General features: G+C 69.5%; 8 protein-coding genes. 5 read left to right on the top strand and 3 right to left on the bottom strand.

The features are described 5' to 3' along the window. The first annotated feature begins 154 nt into the window (after positions 1 to 154). The 5 genes from JHW38_RS15285 (at position 155) to JHW38_RS15305 (ending at position 7,802) form a co-directional block, all read left to right on the top strand. Complete coding sequence (locus JHW38_RS15285) at positions 155 to 1,378, top strand: serine hydrolase domain-containing protein (RefSeq protein ID WP_207522197.1); 1,224 nt, start codon at positions 155 to 157, stop codon at positions 1,376 to 1,378. Beyond that, on the top strand, positions 1,375 to 2,307 hold the full coding sequence (locus JHW38_RS15290; protein ID WP_207522198.1) for a ribokinase: 933 nt from the start codon (positions 1,375 to 1,377) through the stop codon (positions 2,305 to 2,307). Before JHW38_RS15285 ends, JHW38_RS15290 begins: the two co-directional genes overlap by 4 nt. A 101-nt stretch (positions 2,308 to 2,408) precedes the next feature. Then, positions 2,409 to 4,592 (top strand): SUMF1/EgtB/PvdO family nonheme iron enzyme, encoded by a 2,184-nt coding sequence (locus JHW38_RS15295; protein WP_207522199.1) that lies wholly within the window; start codon positions 2,409 to 2,411, stop codon positions 4,590 to 4,592. A 4-nt stretch (positions 4,593 to 4,596) separates the two neighbouring features. Continuing rightward, positions 4,597 to 6,504 (top strand): glycoside hydrolase family 127 protein, encoded by a 1,908-nt coding sequence (locus JHW38_RS15300; protein WP_242690955.1) that lies wholly within the window; start codon positions 4,597 to 4,599, stop codon positions 6,502 to 6,504. Between the two features lie 98 nt (positions 6,505 to 6,602). Next, the gene (locus JHW38_RS15305; protein ID WP_207522200.1) at positions 6,603 to 7,802 is read left to right on the top strand and encodes a CaiB/BaiF CoA transferase family protein; all 1,200 of its coding nucleotides are present in this window, start codon (positions 6,603 to 6,605) and stop codon (positions 7,800 to 7,802) included. Positions 7,803 to 7,923: 121 nt separating this feature from the next. Here the strand turns inward: JHW38_RS15305 and JHW38_RS15310 are convergent, their stop codons facing one another. The 3 genes from JHW38_RS15310 to JHW38_RS15320 all read right to left on the bottom strand — a co-directional run bounded on the left by JHW38_RS15310 (position 7,924) and on the right by JHW38_RS15320 (position 16,132). Beyond that, entirely contained in the window at positions 7,924 to 8,619 is a 696-nt protein-coding gene (locus JHW38_RS15310) for a phospholipase D-like domain-containing protein (RefSeq protein WP_207522201.1), read from the bottom strand. A gap of 10 nt (positions 8,620 to 8,629) precedes the next feature. Beyond that, positions 8,630 to 13,984 (bottom strand): DNA repair ATPase, encoded by a 5,355-nt coding sequence (locus tag JHW38_RS15315; protein WP_207522202.1) that lies wholly within the window; start codon positions 13,982 to 13,984, stop codon positions 8,630 to 8,632. Between the two features lie 102 nt (positions 13,985 to 14,086). Further along, entirely contained in the window at positions 14,087 to 16,132 is a 2,046-nt protein-coding gene (locus tag JHW38_RS15320; RefSeq protein ID WP_207522203.1) for a flotillin family protein, read from the bottom strand. Positions 16,133 to 16,171: the final 39 nt, after the last annotated feature.

Below are 16,171 nucleotides of genomic sequence, written 5' to 3' on the forward strand. Positions count from 1 at the left end.
CGAAACCGGGCACAACAGCCTCGGGCCCGAAGGCCCTCCCGCGACGGTCGTGGCAATGCAGACATCGGCGGAGTCTGTGGGAGGGACTTCAGTCCCGACGCTTTCCGCTCAGGCTTCAGCACCCACCTCGCCATTCGAACCGTTGCACGCGTACATGCGCGACGCGACCCGCCCCGGCGGCTACCTCGGCGCGGTCGTGCTGATCCTGCGCGACGGCCGCATCGTCGACTTCCACGCCTACGGCCAGCGCGATTTGGCCCGCCGCGAAGCGATGCGCCGCGACGCGATCTTCCGCATCTATTCGATGAGCAAGACGGTGACTTCGGCCGCGGTGATGCAACTGGCCGAGCGCGGCCTGATCGACATCGAAGCGCCGGTCGAACGCTACCTGCCCGAACTCGCCGACCGCCAGGTCGCCGCCGGCGGCAGCGCCGATGCGCCGCGGCTGCACCCGGCGCGGCGCGCGATCACCGTGCGACATCTGCTGACCCACACCGCCGGTTTCGCCGCCGGCCTGCCCGGCGACGACCTCGCCGCTGCGCTGACCCGTCGCGACGATCCGCACGCCGCCGGCGACCTCGCCGGTTTCGTCGCCCGCCTCGCGCGCGCGCCGCTGGCCGCCGATCCCGGCACCCGTTTCGGTTACGACGGCGCAGCCACCGAGGTGCTGGCGCGGCTGGTCGAAGTCGTGTCCGGGCAAGCCTTCGATGCTTACTTGCGCGAGCATCTGTTCGTTCCGCTGCGCATGCGCGACACCGGTTTCGCGGTGCCCGCCGATGCGCGCAGCCGCATCGCCGACTTGACCACCACCGCCGACGACGGCCGCCTGCGCCTGGACGACAGCCCCTCGCAACGCGTTCCCGGCGCGCCGCTCAACGCCTATTCCAGCGGCGCCGGCGGCTTGTATTCCACCGCCTGCGATTACGCGCGCTTCGCCCAGATGCTGCTCGACGGCGGCCGCATCGCCGACCGCTCCGGCTTCGCCGACTGCGGCGAACGCCGCGCCGGCCCCGGCCCGCGCGTGCTGCGCGCCGACACGGTCGCGGCGATGCTGCGCAACCAGCTGAGCATGCTCGATCCGCCGGTGCACCAGTTCGACCGCGGCGAAGGCTTCGGTTTCGGCGGTGCGGTGGTGATCGATCCGGCCAAGCGCGCGACGCCGGCGTCGCCGGGACAGTTCGGCTGGCCCGGCGCGGCGTCGACCACCTACGCCATCGATCCGCTGCGCAAGACCGTGGCGATCGCGCTGTTGCAGCATCTACCACGCCGCGAAATCGCCGACGACCCGCCGCGCCTGAGCGCGGATTTCTATCGTCTCGCCTACGCCGCCGTCGACGCCGCGGCCGCGGCATCGGCCGCCAGCGGGAGTGCCCGGTGACCCAGCCCGAACGCCTCGCCGTCCTCGTCGCCGGCTCGGCCAATCTCGACTTCGTCGTCCGCGCCGCGCACGCGCCCGCGCCCGGCGAAACCGTGCTCGGCCGCGAACTGGCGACCTATCCCGGCGGCAAGGGCGCCAACCAGGCCCTCGCCTGCGCGCGCGCCGGCGCCGCGCCGACGCGCATGCTGCTGGCGCTCGGCGCCGACGCGCACGCCGAACCGATCGAACGCTCGTTGCGCGAAGGCGGCGTCGAACTGCGGGTGCGCCGCATCGGCGACCGCGCGACCGGCACCGCCTTCGTCTGCGTGGCCGACGACGGCGAGAACTCGATCGTCGTCGCGCCCGGCGCCAACGCCGCGCTGCGCGGCGACGACCTGCCCGCGCTCGACGGCGTCGGCTGGCTGTTGCTGCAACTGGAAACGCCGTTGGACGCGGTCGCCGCGTGGGCGCGGCGCGCACGCGCGGCAGGCGTGACCGTGGCGCTCAACGCGGCGCCCGCGCAGGCCTTGCCGGCGGCGTTGCTCGACGCGGTCGACCTGCTGATCGTCAACGAAGGCGAGCTGGCCGCGCTGACCGGCCAGAGCGATCCTGAGGCCGCGCTCGCCGCGGTGCGCGTGCCGAACGTGGTGGTGACCCTGGGCGCGCGCGGCTGCCTCGCGCGCGCCGACGGACGCGCCCTGCGCCAGCGCGCGTTCGCGGTCGACGCGGTCGACACCACCGCGGCCGGCGATACGTTCTGCGGCGTCCTGGTCGCCGCGCTGGCGCAAGGCGACGGCTTCGACACCGCGTTGCGGCGCGCCTGCGCGGCCTCGGCGCTGGCGTGCACGCGACCGGGTGCGCAGACCAGCGTGCCGAGTCATGTCGAAGTCGAGCGGCTGCTGCAAACTGCCGAGGCGGCGGCGCTTTCCGATCCGGTTGCCGCGACTTGAGGCAGAGCATCGGGACCGAAGTCCCTCCCACAGCCGCCGTACCAGCGCGACGCATCGACACCGAACTCCAATCCCGCAATCAGACTCACGAATCCCCCGCCATGTCCGACTACGATTCCGCCGCCGACGCCGCTCCCGAAGCCGAGCGCCCGCGCGTGCGCAGCGAGTACAAGTTCTCCCACGTCACCACCCAGCGCTACCTGCCGCTGCCGGGCAAGGCGCCGGGCTGGCCGTTCGCCGAGATCGGCCACTGGAAGACCGACGTGGACGGCGCGCTCGACGACTGGATCGAGGAACTCAAGGACTGGCGGCGCGAGCATCTGGTCCGCATCGGCTACGACGACGCGCATTACCGCCGGCCGGAACTGCAATGGGCGCAGCGCAACTTCGTCCACGCGCAGATGATGGTCGAGGACCGGTATTTCTACGATCCGGTCGCAGGCCGCTATACCGTCGATCGTTATCTCGACGACCTTGAGCGTCGCTACGGCGGCATCGACAGCGTGCTGATCTGGCCGGTGTATCCGAACATCGGCGTCGACGACCGCAACCAGTTCGACCTCGCCCGCGATCTGCCCGGCGGCCTCGACGGGCTGCGCGGCGCGGTCGCCGATTTCCACCGCCGCGGCGTGCGCGTGTTCCTTCCGACCATGCCGTGGGACCACGGCACCCGCGACGCCGGCCGCCGCGATTGGGACAGCGTCGCCGAACTGGTCGCAGCGATCGGCGCCGACGGCGTCAACGGCGACACCTACAACGGCGTGCCGCGCGCGTTCTTCGACGCCTGCGACGCCGCCGGCCATCCGGTGGTGCTGCAACCCGAATCGACCATCAGCGCCGAGGAAGCGCTGATCTGGAACGTGCAGAGCTGGGGCAAGAAGGCGCCGAACGAAGCGGTACCGCCGGTGGCCAAGTTCAAGTGGCTGGAACCGCGGCACATGATCAACTACGAAAACCGCTGGGGCCGCGACCGCAACCACGACCTGCAATACATCTTCTTCAACGGCGTCGGCTACAACGCCTGGGAGAACGTGTGGGGCGTTTGGAACCAGTTGAGCGACCGCGACGCCGAAGGCCTGCGCCGCATCGCCACGGTCGAGCGCGCGTTCGCGCCGCATTTCGTCGCCGCCGATTGGCGGCCGTACGCGCGCACCTTGCAACACGGTGTATTCGCCAGCCGTTTCCCGCACGGGGGCTCGACGGTCTGGACCGTGGTCAACCGCAACGAATTCGACGTCGACGGGGAATTGATCGCAGTCGCGCATGCGGACGGCCAGCGGTACTACGACCTGTGGAACGGCGCCGAGCTGACGCCGCGCGTCGACGGCGGACGCGCGACGCTCGAATTCGCGCTGGAAGGCCGCGGCTTCGGCGCGCTGCTGGCGCGGCCGGCCGCAGCCGCCGACGACGACGGGCTCGACGCGTTCCTGGCCAAGATGCGCACGCTGTCGGCCCGACCGCTGCGCGAGTACAGCGCGCAGTGGACTTCGCTGAAGCAGACCCTGGTGGAGATCGCGCCGACCGCGCCGGCACCGGCCGCGCCGCAAGGCATGGTCGAGATCCCTGCCGCCGACTTCGACTTCGTCGTCGGCGGCGTCGAGATCGAAGGCCAGACCTGGGAAGGCGTGGACGTGCAGTACCCGTGGGAGAACAGCGCGCGCCGCAACCATCGCAGGCGCCTGCGCCTGCCGCGCTTCTTCATCGACCGCACTCCGGTCACCAACGCGCAGTACCTCGAGTTCGTGCGCGCCAGCGGCTACGTTCCGCGCGACGCGCACAACTACCTGCGCGACTGGGTCGACGGTGCGCCACGGGCGGGTTGGGAAGACCGTCCCGTCACTTGGGTCGCGCTCGAAGACGCGCGCGCCTATGCGCACTGGGCCGGCAAGCGCCTGCCGCGCGAGTGGGAGTGGCAGTACGCCGCGCAGGGCGGCGACGGCCGCCGCTATCCCTGGGGCGACGATTGGCGCGAAGACGCGGTGCCGGCGCCGAACCGCGGCCGCCGCGTGCGCGCGCCGGATCCGGTCGATGCGCATCCGGCCGGTGCCAGCCCGTTCGGCGTGCTCGATCTGGTCGGCAACGTCTGGCAATGGACCGACGAATACGTCGACGATCACACCCGCGCGGCGATCCTGCGCGGCGGCAGTTCGTACCAGCCGCAGACCTCGCATTGGTATTTCCCGCAGGCCTACCGACTCGACCAGCACGGCAAGCTGCTGCTGATGGCGCCGAGCAAAGACCGCTCGGCCTGCATCGGCTTCCGCTGCGCGATGGACGCGGAGTAAGCGCATGCGCGACTACGCTCCCGCGCTGGATCCGGCCGGCATCGACCTGCAAGGGCCGCTCGGCGAAGCGCTCGCGGCCAACCTGCGCGGCCGCCTGTCGCATTTCATCGTCGACGAAACCAGCCCGGCGATCGCGCTGTTCGCGCCCGAGCGCCGCCGCCACAACACCGAGGGCGATTGGTACGGCGAACACGCCGGCAAGTGGCTCAGCGCTGCGGCCAAGGCCGCCGCGCGCAGCGGCGATGCGCGTCTGCTCGGCAACGTCCGCCGCGTCGCCGACTTCCTGGTCTCGGTGCAGGAAGCCGACGGTTACCTCGGCACCTACGCGCCGGAGCGCCGCTTCATGCGCAAGCAGCCGCCGAAGCCGGTCAGCTGGGACGGCGCGCCGAGCGTGCGCACCTGGGACATCTGGACCCACGCGTATCTGATCCTCGGCCTGCTGGAAGTGCACAAGCACTTCCCCGAACCGCGCTACCTCGACGCCGCGCGCCGCATCGGCGCGCTGTGCCTGCGCACGCTCAACGACCGCGGCATCGACATCACCGAGCTCGGCAATCATTTCGGCATGTCGGCGACGGTGCTGCTCGATCCCGCGGTCGAACTGTATTTCGCCACCGGCGAGCAGGATTTCCTCGACCTGGCCCTGATCGTGCTCGGCCAGGCCGACGCGCATCCGCCGCTGGCCCTGCTCACGCGCGCTCTCGCCGGCGCGGACGCGGCCGAGATCGCCACCGGCAAGGCCTACCAACTGGCCTGGAACCTGGTCGGGCTGGCCAAGCTGCACCGCGCCAGCGGCCATGCCGACTACCTGGGCGCGGTCGAGTCGCTGTGGCGCAGCATCCGCGAGCGCCATCTGACCCTCGGCGGCGGCCCCTGGGGCGGCGTCGCGCACCGCTCGCGCGAGGTGTTCAACGCGCCCGGCGCGTTCGACCCGCACGGCTATGTCGAAACCTGTTCGACCCTGGCCTGGATCCAGCTCAATCGCGAATTGCTGACGATCACCGGCGAGGCGCGTTACGCCGAGGAAATCGAGCGTTCGGCCTACAACGACCTGCTCGCCGCGCAGGCGCCGGACGGCGAGGACTGGTGCTATTACGTGTTCCCGAACGGGCGGCGCGTGCATACCACGTACTGGCGCTGCTGCAAGTCCAGCGGTGCGATGGCGGTGGAGGAACTGCCGGGCGTGGCTTACTCGCTCGACGACGCTGACGCGGTCGCGGTCAATCTGTATGGTGCCGGCTCGGCGCGCGTCGCCCATCCGGTCGCGGGCGGACTTCGTCTGACTCAGGACACGGCGTATCCGTTCGACGGGTCGATCCGCATCCGGGTCGAGCCGAAAAATCCGGCGCGTTTCGCGCTGCGCCTGCGCATCCCTTCGTGGGCGCAAGGCGCGCATGTCGAGGTCAACGGCGCGGCCGTCGACGGCAAGCCCGCCGCAGGCGACTACTTCGCCGTCGAACGCGAATGGCGCGAAGGCGACGAGGTGCTGTTGCGTCTGCCGATGCGGCCGGTCGCGCACCTCGCGCTGAACCGCAACGTGCAGGAATCGCGCGCGCCCGACGGCAGCGCGGTCGCGCAGGAGGTGTTGCGTCACGCCTACCTCGGCTTCACCTGCGGCCCGCTGGTCTACGCCACCGGCCTGATCGACGGCTTCAAGAGCGAGGAAACCGTGCGCCTGCCCGACGCGCCGGAGTCCGAGTGGCTGCATTGGTCCGCGCCCGCCGCCGGCGCGCCGCCGCGGCTGGAGCTACGTCTGGGCTATCGCGCGCCGCTGAGCTTCGAACCGTATTACCGCGCCGGCGGCCGCGTCGACGGCGCCTGGCGCCTGACCTGGCTGTCGCTGGCGCCGCCCGAGGCCGATGCGGTTTGCGGCTTCGCGCACGATGCACACGGCCCAAGCAAGAATTCGTAACGCCAGAACATATGCCGCCTGCCTGTTCGCGCGGCGCGGGCAGGCGCACAGTTGAACCGCCCGCACCGTCGAACCGCCCAGGCTCCGCCACCGCACGCATGGATTACCGCACTCCGCTTCCGCCCGATCGCAACCGCACCGGCGCCGGCCCGCTGGCCGGCGTGCGCGTGCTCGATCTCAGCGCGTACATCGCCGGCCCTTACGGCTGCGCCCTGCTCGCCGATCAGGGCGCCGACGTCATCAAGATCGAGCCGCCGGACGGCGACAACCTGCGGCAATATCCTTCGACCTTGGTCAGCGAAAGCCGCGCCTTCCTCGGCGTCAACCGCAGCAAGCGCGGCATCGTCCTCGACCTCAAGCGCGCGCACGACCACGCCGCGCTGCTGCGCCTGGTGCGCGAGGCCGACGTGCTGGTACACAACTTCCGCCCCAGCGTTCCGGCGCGGCTCGGCATCGATTTCGAACGCCTGCAACTGATCAACCCGCGCCTGATCTATTGCGCGGTCAGCGGCTACGGCGAAGACGGGCCGATGAAGGACAAGGCCGGCTACGACCAGGTCTTGCAGACCATGACCGGCATGTGCGCGCTGCAAGGCAAGCGCGGCGGGCCGCCGGAAATCATCTACGGCTCGGTGGTGGACTATTACGCCGCCGCGCTGCTCGCCGGCGGCGTGGCCTCGGCGCTGTACGAGCGCGAGCGCAGCGGCCTGGGCCAGTTCGTCGGCGTGTCGCTGCTGCGCAGCGCGCTGACCATGCAATCGGCACGGCTGATCTGGGCCGAAGGCGAAGGCCTCGACATCGGCCGCGACATGCGCTCGGGCGGGGTCACCGGCATCCACCCGACCCGCGACGGGCATATCTACATCTCGGCCAACACGCCGCGGTTCTGGCAGGCCCTGTGCGAGAAGACCGGGCTGGACGCGTTGGTCGCCGACCCGCGCTACGACAGCGTGCGCAAGCGCGCCGACGCCGCGGCGCAGATCGTCCCGCAACTGCACGCGGCGCTCGCGCAGCACACCGCGCTGGAATGGGAAGCGCTGTTCGGCGACGCGGTGCCGTGCGCGGCGGCGCGGCGGATCGAAGACATGTTCGAGCATCCGCAGGTGCTCGCCGAAGGCATCGTCGCGCCGATCGAGCATCCCGGCATCGGCCGTTACCGTGGCGTGGCGCAGTCGATCAAGTTCGGCCGCACGCCGGGGCCGGCGCCGTTCGCGGCGCCGGAGCTGGGGCAGGATACCGAGGCGGTGACGCGCGAGTTGGACGAGTCGGGCGTGGTGGCGGTGCGCGAGCGCGGGTGAGGCCGGTTTCGGCGTAGTCGGAGTTTCGCGGTCGCGGCTCGCGCCGCTCCTACAGTCGGGATCGCGCCCCTGTAGGAGCGGCGCAAGCCGCGACCGCGCCACTTCGCCTACGACGTCCGCCTCAACGCCCGAACTTGTCCCACAGCATCTCGAAGTGCCCCGAGAAGCTGCGCACCAGATTGGCGTCGTCGGTCACCACCAGATTCTCCTCGTTGCTGGTGGTCGCGCTGCGCGTCCAGTTGAAGCTGCCGTTCGCCAACACCCGCCCGTCGAACAGCGCGAACTTGTGGTGCATGTGGAACGGACTGTCGTCGATCCGCAGCGGTACGCCGAGTTCGATCAGCCGCGCCACGTCGCTGCCTTCGTCGTATTGCTTGTCGTTGTCGCTGATGACCCGCACCTCGAGCCCGCGCTTATGGCAAGCGAGAATCTCCTCGCTGAGCCGGTCGTCCGAGATCGTGTAGACACAGACCTCGACCCGACGCTTGGCCGACCGGCACAGCTCGCGCAACTTGCGCAGGCAGGCGTCGCCGGGCGCGAAGAACGCGCTCGACACCAGCGCCGGCGGCTCGGCGACCGCGTCCAGGGTCTTGACCACCTGCTCCAGCCAGCGCAGCGAATCCAGGGTCTGCGGCGTTTGCGACGGCTGCGCCAGCATCAGCTCGCGGGCCATGTCGAAGGCGCGGTTGCGCAGATAGCGCACCCGGTCGGCCGGCAGCTTCGCGCCGAGTTCGCGCAGTTCGAATTTCTCCTGCGCGTCCAAGTTCAGGTCGGCCACGCTTTCGCGCAGGGTGCGGTCGAGTTCGGCGAAATCCATCACGGCGGCCTCAGCGCTGGACCCGGCCGTTGAGCCGGTCGGCGAATTCGTTGAGCGCGCGTTGCAGTTCGCGCTGCTGTTCGGTCATCTCGGCGCGGGTCGGCGCATCCTCGATCCCGCGCTCGCCGAGTTGCTTGAACAGCTCGATCATCGCCGCGTTGACCCGTTCCTGGCGTTCGTCGTTGCCCTGCAAGCGCTCGACCAGCGGCACGAACGCCTGCTGCAGCTGCGGGCCGAGCCCGCCGAGCGCGGCGGCCAGGGCCGCGCCGGCGTCGGCCGGCGGCGCGGCGTCGGGTTCGCTGCTTGCGGCGGCGATGCGTTCCAGCGCCGCCAGCAGTTGCGGCCACGGCGCTGCTTCGGCCGGTTTGGCTTGCGCCACCTGCGCCGCGCTCGCGCGGCCGGTGGCCGCATCGAGCGCGCGCACGCTCTCGACCAGATCGTTGAGCTGCGCCACCACCCGCCCGCCGACGTCCGACTCGCCCGCGCCCATCGCCTTGTTGCGCAGGAAATCGCGCTTGATCTGGGCCCAGCGCGCGGCCTGCTCCTCGCTGTGGATGCCGCGCAGCTCGCCGAGCTTGAGCAGGTTCTCCTCGGCGCCGGAGGTCAGCAGCTGCGCCTCGCCGAGATAGTGATCGTCGATCAGCTGCTGCAACTCGGCCGCGTTCATGACCGGCGAAATCTTCTCCGCCAGCTTGTTCATGTTGCGGTAGCTGCCTTGCAGCTTGAACGGCGGCTCGGTGCGATAGGTTTCGGCCTGGGCCGCGCTGGCGATGTACTGCTGGTTGACCCGGTAGACCACGTCGCGCACCTGCACCAGCCGTTCCAGGGTCGCGACGATCTCGTTGATCTCCGCGCCGCTGTAGGCGTGCTTGAGTTCGTTGGCCGAGAACGCCTTGCCCTGGGCCTTGTCGATCAGCTTGTACAGATCGCCCATCTCGCGCGTGGCCAGCGGCGCCAGCACCGGGTTCGAGGTCAGGCTGTTCTCGATATAGCTCAACAGGAACGCGTGCTCCATGCCGCCGAGCACGTCGCCGAGGTTGTAGATGTCGGCGCGGTTGGCGAGCATGTCCGGAATCTTGAACACCTCGCCGGACTCGGTGTACGGGTTGCCGGCCATGACCACGCAGAACTTCTTGCCGCGCATGTCGTAGGTGCGCGTGCGCCCCTTCCACACGCCCTCGATGCGGCGGGTGCCGTCGCACAGCGAGATGAACTTCTGCAGGAACTCGGGATGGGTGTGCTGGATGTCGTCGACGTACAGCATTACGTTGTTGCCCATCTCCAGCGCCAGATTGAGCTTTTCGAGCTCCTGGCGCGAGGTCGCGTCCGGCGCCTGGGCCGGATCGAGCGAACGCACCTCGTGGCCGAGCGCGGGGCCGTTGATCTTCATGAAGATCAGGCCGAGCCGGTGCGCCACGTATTCCATCAGCGTGGTTTTGCCGTAGCCCGGCGGCGAGATCATCATCAGCAGGCCCATCAGGTCCGAGCGCTTGCTCTCGCCGACCGTGCCCATCTGCTTGGCGAGATTGTCGCCGATGACGCCGAGGTAGACGTCGTTGATGAGCTTGTTGCGCACGAACGAGCTCAGCGGCCGCGGCTTGAACTCGTCCAGGCGCAGCGCCGCGCGTTCGCGCGCGACGATGCCCTGGCGCAGCGCCTGATAGGTCTGGAAGCCCGGCACGAAGCGTTCGCGATGGTGGCGCAGCCGCGCCGACCAGTCGTCCACGGCGATGCGCATGCGGCCCTCGCGGATGCGCGGGTGCTCGCCGAGCAGGCCTTGCAGGTCGGCGCCGAGTTCGGTTTCGCTGGTGGTCTTGGCGAAGCCGTCGTCGAGCAGCAGCAGCGCCGCGGCTTCGGCCGCGTACGCCGCCTGCGCGGCGAGCTCCGGCGTGCGCGCCAGCGCGTCGACCCAGTTCGTCGCCAGCGCCCAGCGCGCGGCCGGGCGTTCGCGCAGCGATTCGAGCGTCGCGGCGAAACCGTCCCACATCCGCGCCGCGCCGAGTTTTTCGCGCAAGGCCGCAAGCAGCTGCGCGGCGTAGCGGCTGAACACGAACCGCGGCTGCGGCGCCGACAGCTCCAGCACCAGGTATTCCGCCGCGCGCGGGGTCAGCGCCGGATCGACCGGCATCGTCTGTGCCTGCGCCCACGCCGCCATCGCCGCGGCGACTTCGCCGCGCAGCGCGGCGAGGCCGTCGCCGCTGCCGAACAGGCGCTGGATGTCGGCCGCGGTGCGCGCGCGCTCCGGCCAGCCGGCGGCATCGCCGTGCCCGCCTTGCAACGACCAGAAGTACGCCGCCCACGCCCGCGCCGCCGGTTCGAAGCTCAGGCTGCCGGCGCTGTCGCGCAGCGGCAGCAGCGCTTGCAGGATCAGCGCGGCGTCGTGGTCGTGGATGCCTTTCTCGTAGCCCTCGCGGTAGCGCGGCGCGGCGAAGTCGCGCAATGTGCGCGCCAGCGCCTCGGGCTGGGCGAGCTGCGAACGCAGCAGGTCCATGCTCAGGTTCTCGCGTCCGGCTTCGGCGGCCTCGATCGCCAGCCCGGCCAGGTACTCGCCGCGATACAGCTGCGGCGATTCGGAGTCCATCGACACGCCCCAGTAGTCGCGCGCCGCGTTCAGGCCGGCATCGTCGATCGGCTCGAAGAAATCGGTGCCGGTCAGATGCAGGTTCAGCGCGTCGCCGCGCGGCATCAGGGTCAGGTCGAGTTCCTGGGTGTTGACGCTGAAGCGGTGGCGCGGGCCGAGCTTGATGACGCCGCCGCCGTCCTCGAACAGTTCGCTGCGGTCGCGCAGCGCGCGCACCGCCTGATCGCGCGCGCCCTTGAGCCGCGCCTCGACGTCGTCGGCCTTGACGTTGTCCTTGAGCGCGCGCAGGCGCTCGGCCAGCTCGCGCAGCTTGAGGATCAACGCGTCGCCGGCGAAGAACGCGTTGAGCTCGTCGTTGTCGGCGAAGCGCGCGGTGCGCCGGCCCAGGCCTTCGAGGATGCGCACGGCCGCGTCCATGACCGCCTGCGCCTTGCGCTGGCGTTCGTCCAGCAGGGTCTGCTTGTGCGCCTCGAAGGTTTCCAGCAACTCCTCGCGCTTGGCCAGGATGTCGCCGAGGAAGGCCTCGTGCTCGCCGAACTGGCTTTCCAGTTCCTCCAGCTGCACCAGCAGGCGCGAGAGTTGCTCGTCGGCCTTTTCCGGGTCCTGCGCCAACGCCAGCGCGCTGGCGATGCTCTGGCCGAACAGGGTGAACTGGGCGCCGAACTGGGCCACCGATTCGGCCGATCCCAATTGCTTGCGGCGCTGGTCGGCGCGCGCCTTGGCCTGATTGAGCTTGGCGTAGATCTCCGAAATCGACTCGACCACACGGGTGCGCTGGGTCGCGTCGTCGACCTTCAGCGTCGCCATCAGCCCCGACAGCATGTCCAGGTCGCCGGACATCGCCTGCATCCGGCTCAGCGGCTCGCTCAACTGGGTCACCGTGGACGCGGCCTGCGCCTGCGCGTCCAGCGTCTTGAGCGCCTCGCCGAGCGGCGCCAGCGCCTTGTCGCCGGCCAGGAACGCGCCGGTCGCCGCGCCGATGCGCTCGTGCGCGGCGATCAGCGCCTGCTCCATCGCATCGATCTTCGCCACATCGATGTAGCGGTACTCGCGAATGGTCAGCAGGTGCCCGCGCTGCGCGGTCAGTCCGTTCAACGCATCGACGAACGGCTGCACTTCTTCCCAGTTCTCGGGCTGCAGGCTGTCGAGCAGTTCCTTCTGCCGGCTCTGCGCCTCGCCCATCGCGCGCTCGGACTGGCTGCGGATGCCTTCGACTTTCTCGTACTCGTCGAGCACCGACTCGGCGGTCGCGGCGATTTCGCGCAGCAACGGCGCGACGTCGCCGCAGTGCGGGTCGCTGAGCCAATGGTGGGCGTCGAACAGCCGCCGGGTGTTCTGCGCGAGCAGGCCGTAGCGCTGCGCCGAGACTTCGGTCGCCTCGATCTCGCGGCTCAGGCTGATCAGCTCGGACATGCCGCGCACCAACTCGGCGTTGCCGATCTTGCCCATGAAGCTGTTGCCGGCCGGCTGCCGCGCCGCGTATTCCTCGCTGGCGTACGGTGTCTGCCACACCTGCATTGGGTGCACGCGGGTCGGCTCGTCGCTTTCGGTGGCGAAGATCACCATGCGCCCGTCTTCCAGGCGCGCGTAGCCGTGGCCGAAGATCGGCGTCTGCAGGCGCCGTTCGATCAGGTTGTAGGTGAACATCGCGGTGCGGCCCTGCTCGGGCTCGTAGAACAGGTACATCACGTCTTCGCCGTTGGGCGAGCGGATGTTGCGCTTGTAGCGCATCCCGTCCATCGACTGGTCGAAGCGCTTGTGCTCGCCGTTCTGCAGGTAGTAGCCGCCGGGGAAGATGATGCCGTGGTCTTCCGGCAGCTGGATGCAGGCCAGCCCGATCTCGTCCAGCCGCACCACCTTGCGGGTGAGGGTGTTGAACACCAGGTAGCGCCACTGCTCCTCGCGGTACGGCAGGATCTTCAGCAGGATCAGGCTGCCGACGCGGGCGTAGTCGACCTGGGCGTCGTCGAGCGACTGGGTCTTGTCCTGGACCGGCTCGCGGTAGATGCCCTGGCCGTCCTGGGTGTTGTTCTCGATCTTGACCGTGAGGTCGCCGTTGACCGTCTCGACGAACACGCTGTCGAGGATGTTCAGATGCGGATGGCGGCCGTTGACGACGAGCTCGCGCCCGGCGCGGATCCACTCGAAGTCGTACGGCGCCGGCAGCGCGATGTCGCGCTCGCCGCGGTTGTCGATGTAGCGCACTTCGCCGTCGGGCGAGACCGACCAGCGGAACACGCGCAGGTCGGTGATGCGCTCGCCGATCTGGAACGCGGCCAGCAGCTTGCCGTCGCGCACGATCAGCTGGATCAGCCGGGTGTGCTTGTAGTAGGCGTAAAGCTCGCGGAAGTCGTGGGCGAAGCTGTCGATGCCGAGGAAGCTGCCCTTGAGCTCGACCGGAGTGACGTCGTAGCCCTCGGGCCCCTGCACCAGCTTGTACAGCGAGAACACGTCGGCGACGACGGTCTCTTTCTTGAGCCCCATGAACACGTTGTAGCCGAACACCAGGTAGTCGCCTACCTGGACGATGTCGCGCGCGACGCAGTTGTTCTCGGTGCGGATGCGGAAGCGGCCGATCACCTCCATCTGGCTGCTGCCGAACTCGGCCAGGCGCTGCTGGTTGAGTGCGTCGGCCAGCGCGCGCAGCTTCTGGCCCTGTTCGGCCAGGCGCTTGCTCAGCACCTCGTAGGCGCCGCCCTGGGCGACGGCCTGATCGACTGCGCTGCTGTCGCCAGCAGTGGGAGCGCCCGCGGCCGCAGCCGCGGCGGGCTTGGTGTCCGCCATGTTTCGTCCTGCCTTTCGGGCCGGCCGCGCGAGTCCGCGCCGCCGGCGTCACACCGACGCGCCGCCGTCAGCGGCGGCGCGTTCCCTGGCCTCGCGCCGCGCTCAGGAATCCAGCGTCGCGGCGCCGTCGGCGGCCTTGTCGCCGGGCTTGGGTTCGGCCTTGGCCAGGATGCGCTGCAGCACGTCCTGCACGATCGGGCTCTTGCCGGCCACGCCTTCGATCGCCTTGCCGACCGACAGCGCCTTGGCGAAGGAATCGAAGAACGCGCCTTCGCCGCCGACGATGTCGATGTTGGCCTTGCTGAGCGCGGCCGACAGCACCTCGGACTGCTCCTTGGCGATCTCCTTGTTGGCCTCGATGCCGGCGATGGCCTGCTCGAAGTTCTTTTCCAGCTGCATGCGGAACTCCTCGTGCGCGCGCGCCTGATCGCTGAGCGAACCCAACGCGCCGAACTTCTCGCCCAGGCCCTCGGCTTCGGCCTTGAACTTCTGCAGCAGCACTTCGGCTTCCGACAGGCCCAGGGCCTGGGTCGCCTTGGCCTTGGCCGCGCCCAGCTGCTCCTCGCCGCGCGCCTGCGCGAACAGGTTTTCCTCCAGCACCTTGGCGTCGGACAGGCCCTGCTTCTGCTTGGCGTCGGCCTGCGCTTCGATCACGCGCGCCTGCGCCAGGCCCTTTTCCTGCTCGCCCTTGGCTTCCGCGCCGAGGGTCTCGGCGATCACGCGGGCCTTGGCCAGGCCTTCCTTCTCGGCCGCGGCCGCGGTGACTTCGCGCACCCGCGCATCGGCCAGGCCCGGCGCGGCGCGCTCGGCCTCGATGCCTTCGGCGAGCTTCTTCTTGGCCTCGGCGGTCTTGCCGGCGGCTTCGAACTCGGCCTGGGCCAGCGTGGTCATCTCCACCGCCTTGTGCTTGGACGCGGTCTCGTCGGCCTCGGCCTGCTTGACCTGGCGCACCAGTTCTTCCTCGGCCAGCGCCTGCGCGGCGAGCACCGCGACCTGCTTGGCGCGATCGGCCTCGGACACCTGGCGCACTTCCTTGATGCGTTCCTCCTCCTGCGCCACGGTCTTCTCGACCGCGATGCGCTCGCGGATGACGTTGGCGATTTCCTTGCGCTGTTCTTCCAGCGCGCGCTCCTTCTCGATCCGGTTGAGCTCGACCTCGCGCTCGCGCGACACCACTTCCAGGTCCTTGGCGCGGGTGACCTTCTCGACCTCGATCACCACCGCGCGCTGGCGGTTCTGCTGCGCCACTTCGACTTCGCGCTGGCGGTTCTGCTCGCGGATGTCGATCTGTTCCTGCGCGGCGATGCGCGCCTGCTCGGCCTTGAGCCGCTCCTCCTCCTGGACCTTGGCGGTCTCGGCCTGCTCGCGCGCCTGGATGGTCTGGATCTCGCGCTTCTGCCGCGCCTCGGCGTCGGCCTGCTGGCGTTCCAGCGCCAGCATCGCCTCGCGGGTCTCGACGTTCTTCTTGGTGATCGCCAGCTGCTCGTTGCGCTCGAGCTCGTTGGTGATGACGTTCTGCGCCGCGGTCAGCTCGGTGATCTTGCGGATGCCTTCGGCGTCGAGGATGTTGCTCGGGTCCAGCGACGCCTTCGGGGTCTGTTCCAGATAATCGATGGCGACGTCTTCGAGCACGTAGCCGTTGAGGTCGTTGCCGATCACCTCGATGATGCGGTCGCGGAATTCCTGCCGGTTCTCGAACAGCTTGACGAACTCGATCTGCTTGCCGACCGTCTTCAGCGCTTCGGAGAACTTGGCGTTGAACAGCTCGTTGACCGCGGTGCGGTCGGAGGCGCGGTCCACGCCGATCGCCTTGGCGACCTTGAGCACGTCCTGCTGGGTCTCGTTGACGCGCAGGTAGAACGCCACGGTGATGTCCGCGCGCATGTTGTCGCGGCAGATCAGCCCGTCCTTGGCGCGGCGATCCACTTCCAGGGTGATCAGGGAGATCTTCATGAACTCCTTCTTGTAGATCACCGGATACACCAGCGCGCCGGTGAAGTGCACCTTCGGCGTCGCGGACATGTCGTTGACGATCAGGGCCGTGCCTTGCGGCACCTTGATGTAGAAGGCCTTGAACATCAGCAGCATCACGAAAATCATCAGTACGACGACGACGATGGCGGCGCCGACGATCATCAAGTTGTCCATTTGCATCTCCCTATGACACGACTGCTTGTCGCGGCCGAG

Source organism: Lysobacter enzymogenes, from assembly GCF_017355525.1.
Taxonomy (GTDB): domain Bacteria; phylum Pseudomonadota; class Gammaproteobacteria; order Xanthomonadales; family Xanthomonadaceae; genus Lysobacter; species Lysobacter enzymogenes_C.

What these genes read in the sequence shown, in the direction of transcription:
- JHW38_RS15315 (WP_207522202.1), bottom strand. Translation starts at nt 13,984, where the DNA reads ATGGCGGACACCAAGCCCGCCGCGGCTGCGGCCGCGGGCGCTCCCACT.
- JHW38_RS15285 (WP_207522197.1), top strand. Translation starts at nt 155, where the DNA reads ATGCGCGACGCGACCCGCCCCGGCGGCTACCTCGGCGCGGTCGTGCTG.
- JHW38_RS15310 (WP_207522201.1), bottom strand. Translation starts at nt 8,619, where the DNA reads ATGGATTTCGCCGAACTCGACCGCACCCTGCGCGAAAGCGTGGCCGAC.
- JHW38_RS15300 (WP_242690955.1), top strand. Translation starts at nt 4,597, where the DNA reads ATGCGCGACTACGCTCCCGCGCTGGATCCGGCCGGCATCGACCTGCAA.
- JHW38_RS15320 (WP_207522203.1), bottom strand. Translation starts at nt 16,132, where the DNA reads ATGGACAACTTGATGATCGTCGGCGCCGCCATCGTCGTCGTCGTACTG.
- JHW38_RS15305 (WP_207522200.1), top strand. Translation starts at nt 6,603, where the DNA reads ATGGATTACCGCACTCCGCTTCCGCCCGATCGCAACCGCACCGGCGCC.
- JHW38_RS15295 (WP_207522199.1), top strand. Translation starts at nt 2,409, where the DNA reads ATGTCCGACTACGATTCCGCCGCCGACGCCGCTCCCGAAGCCGAGCGC.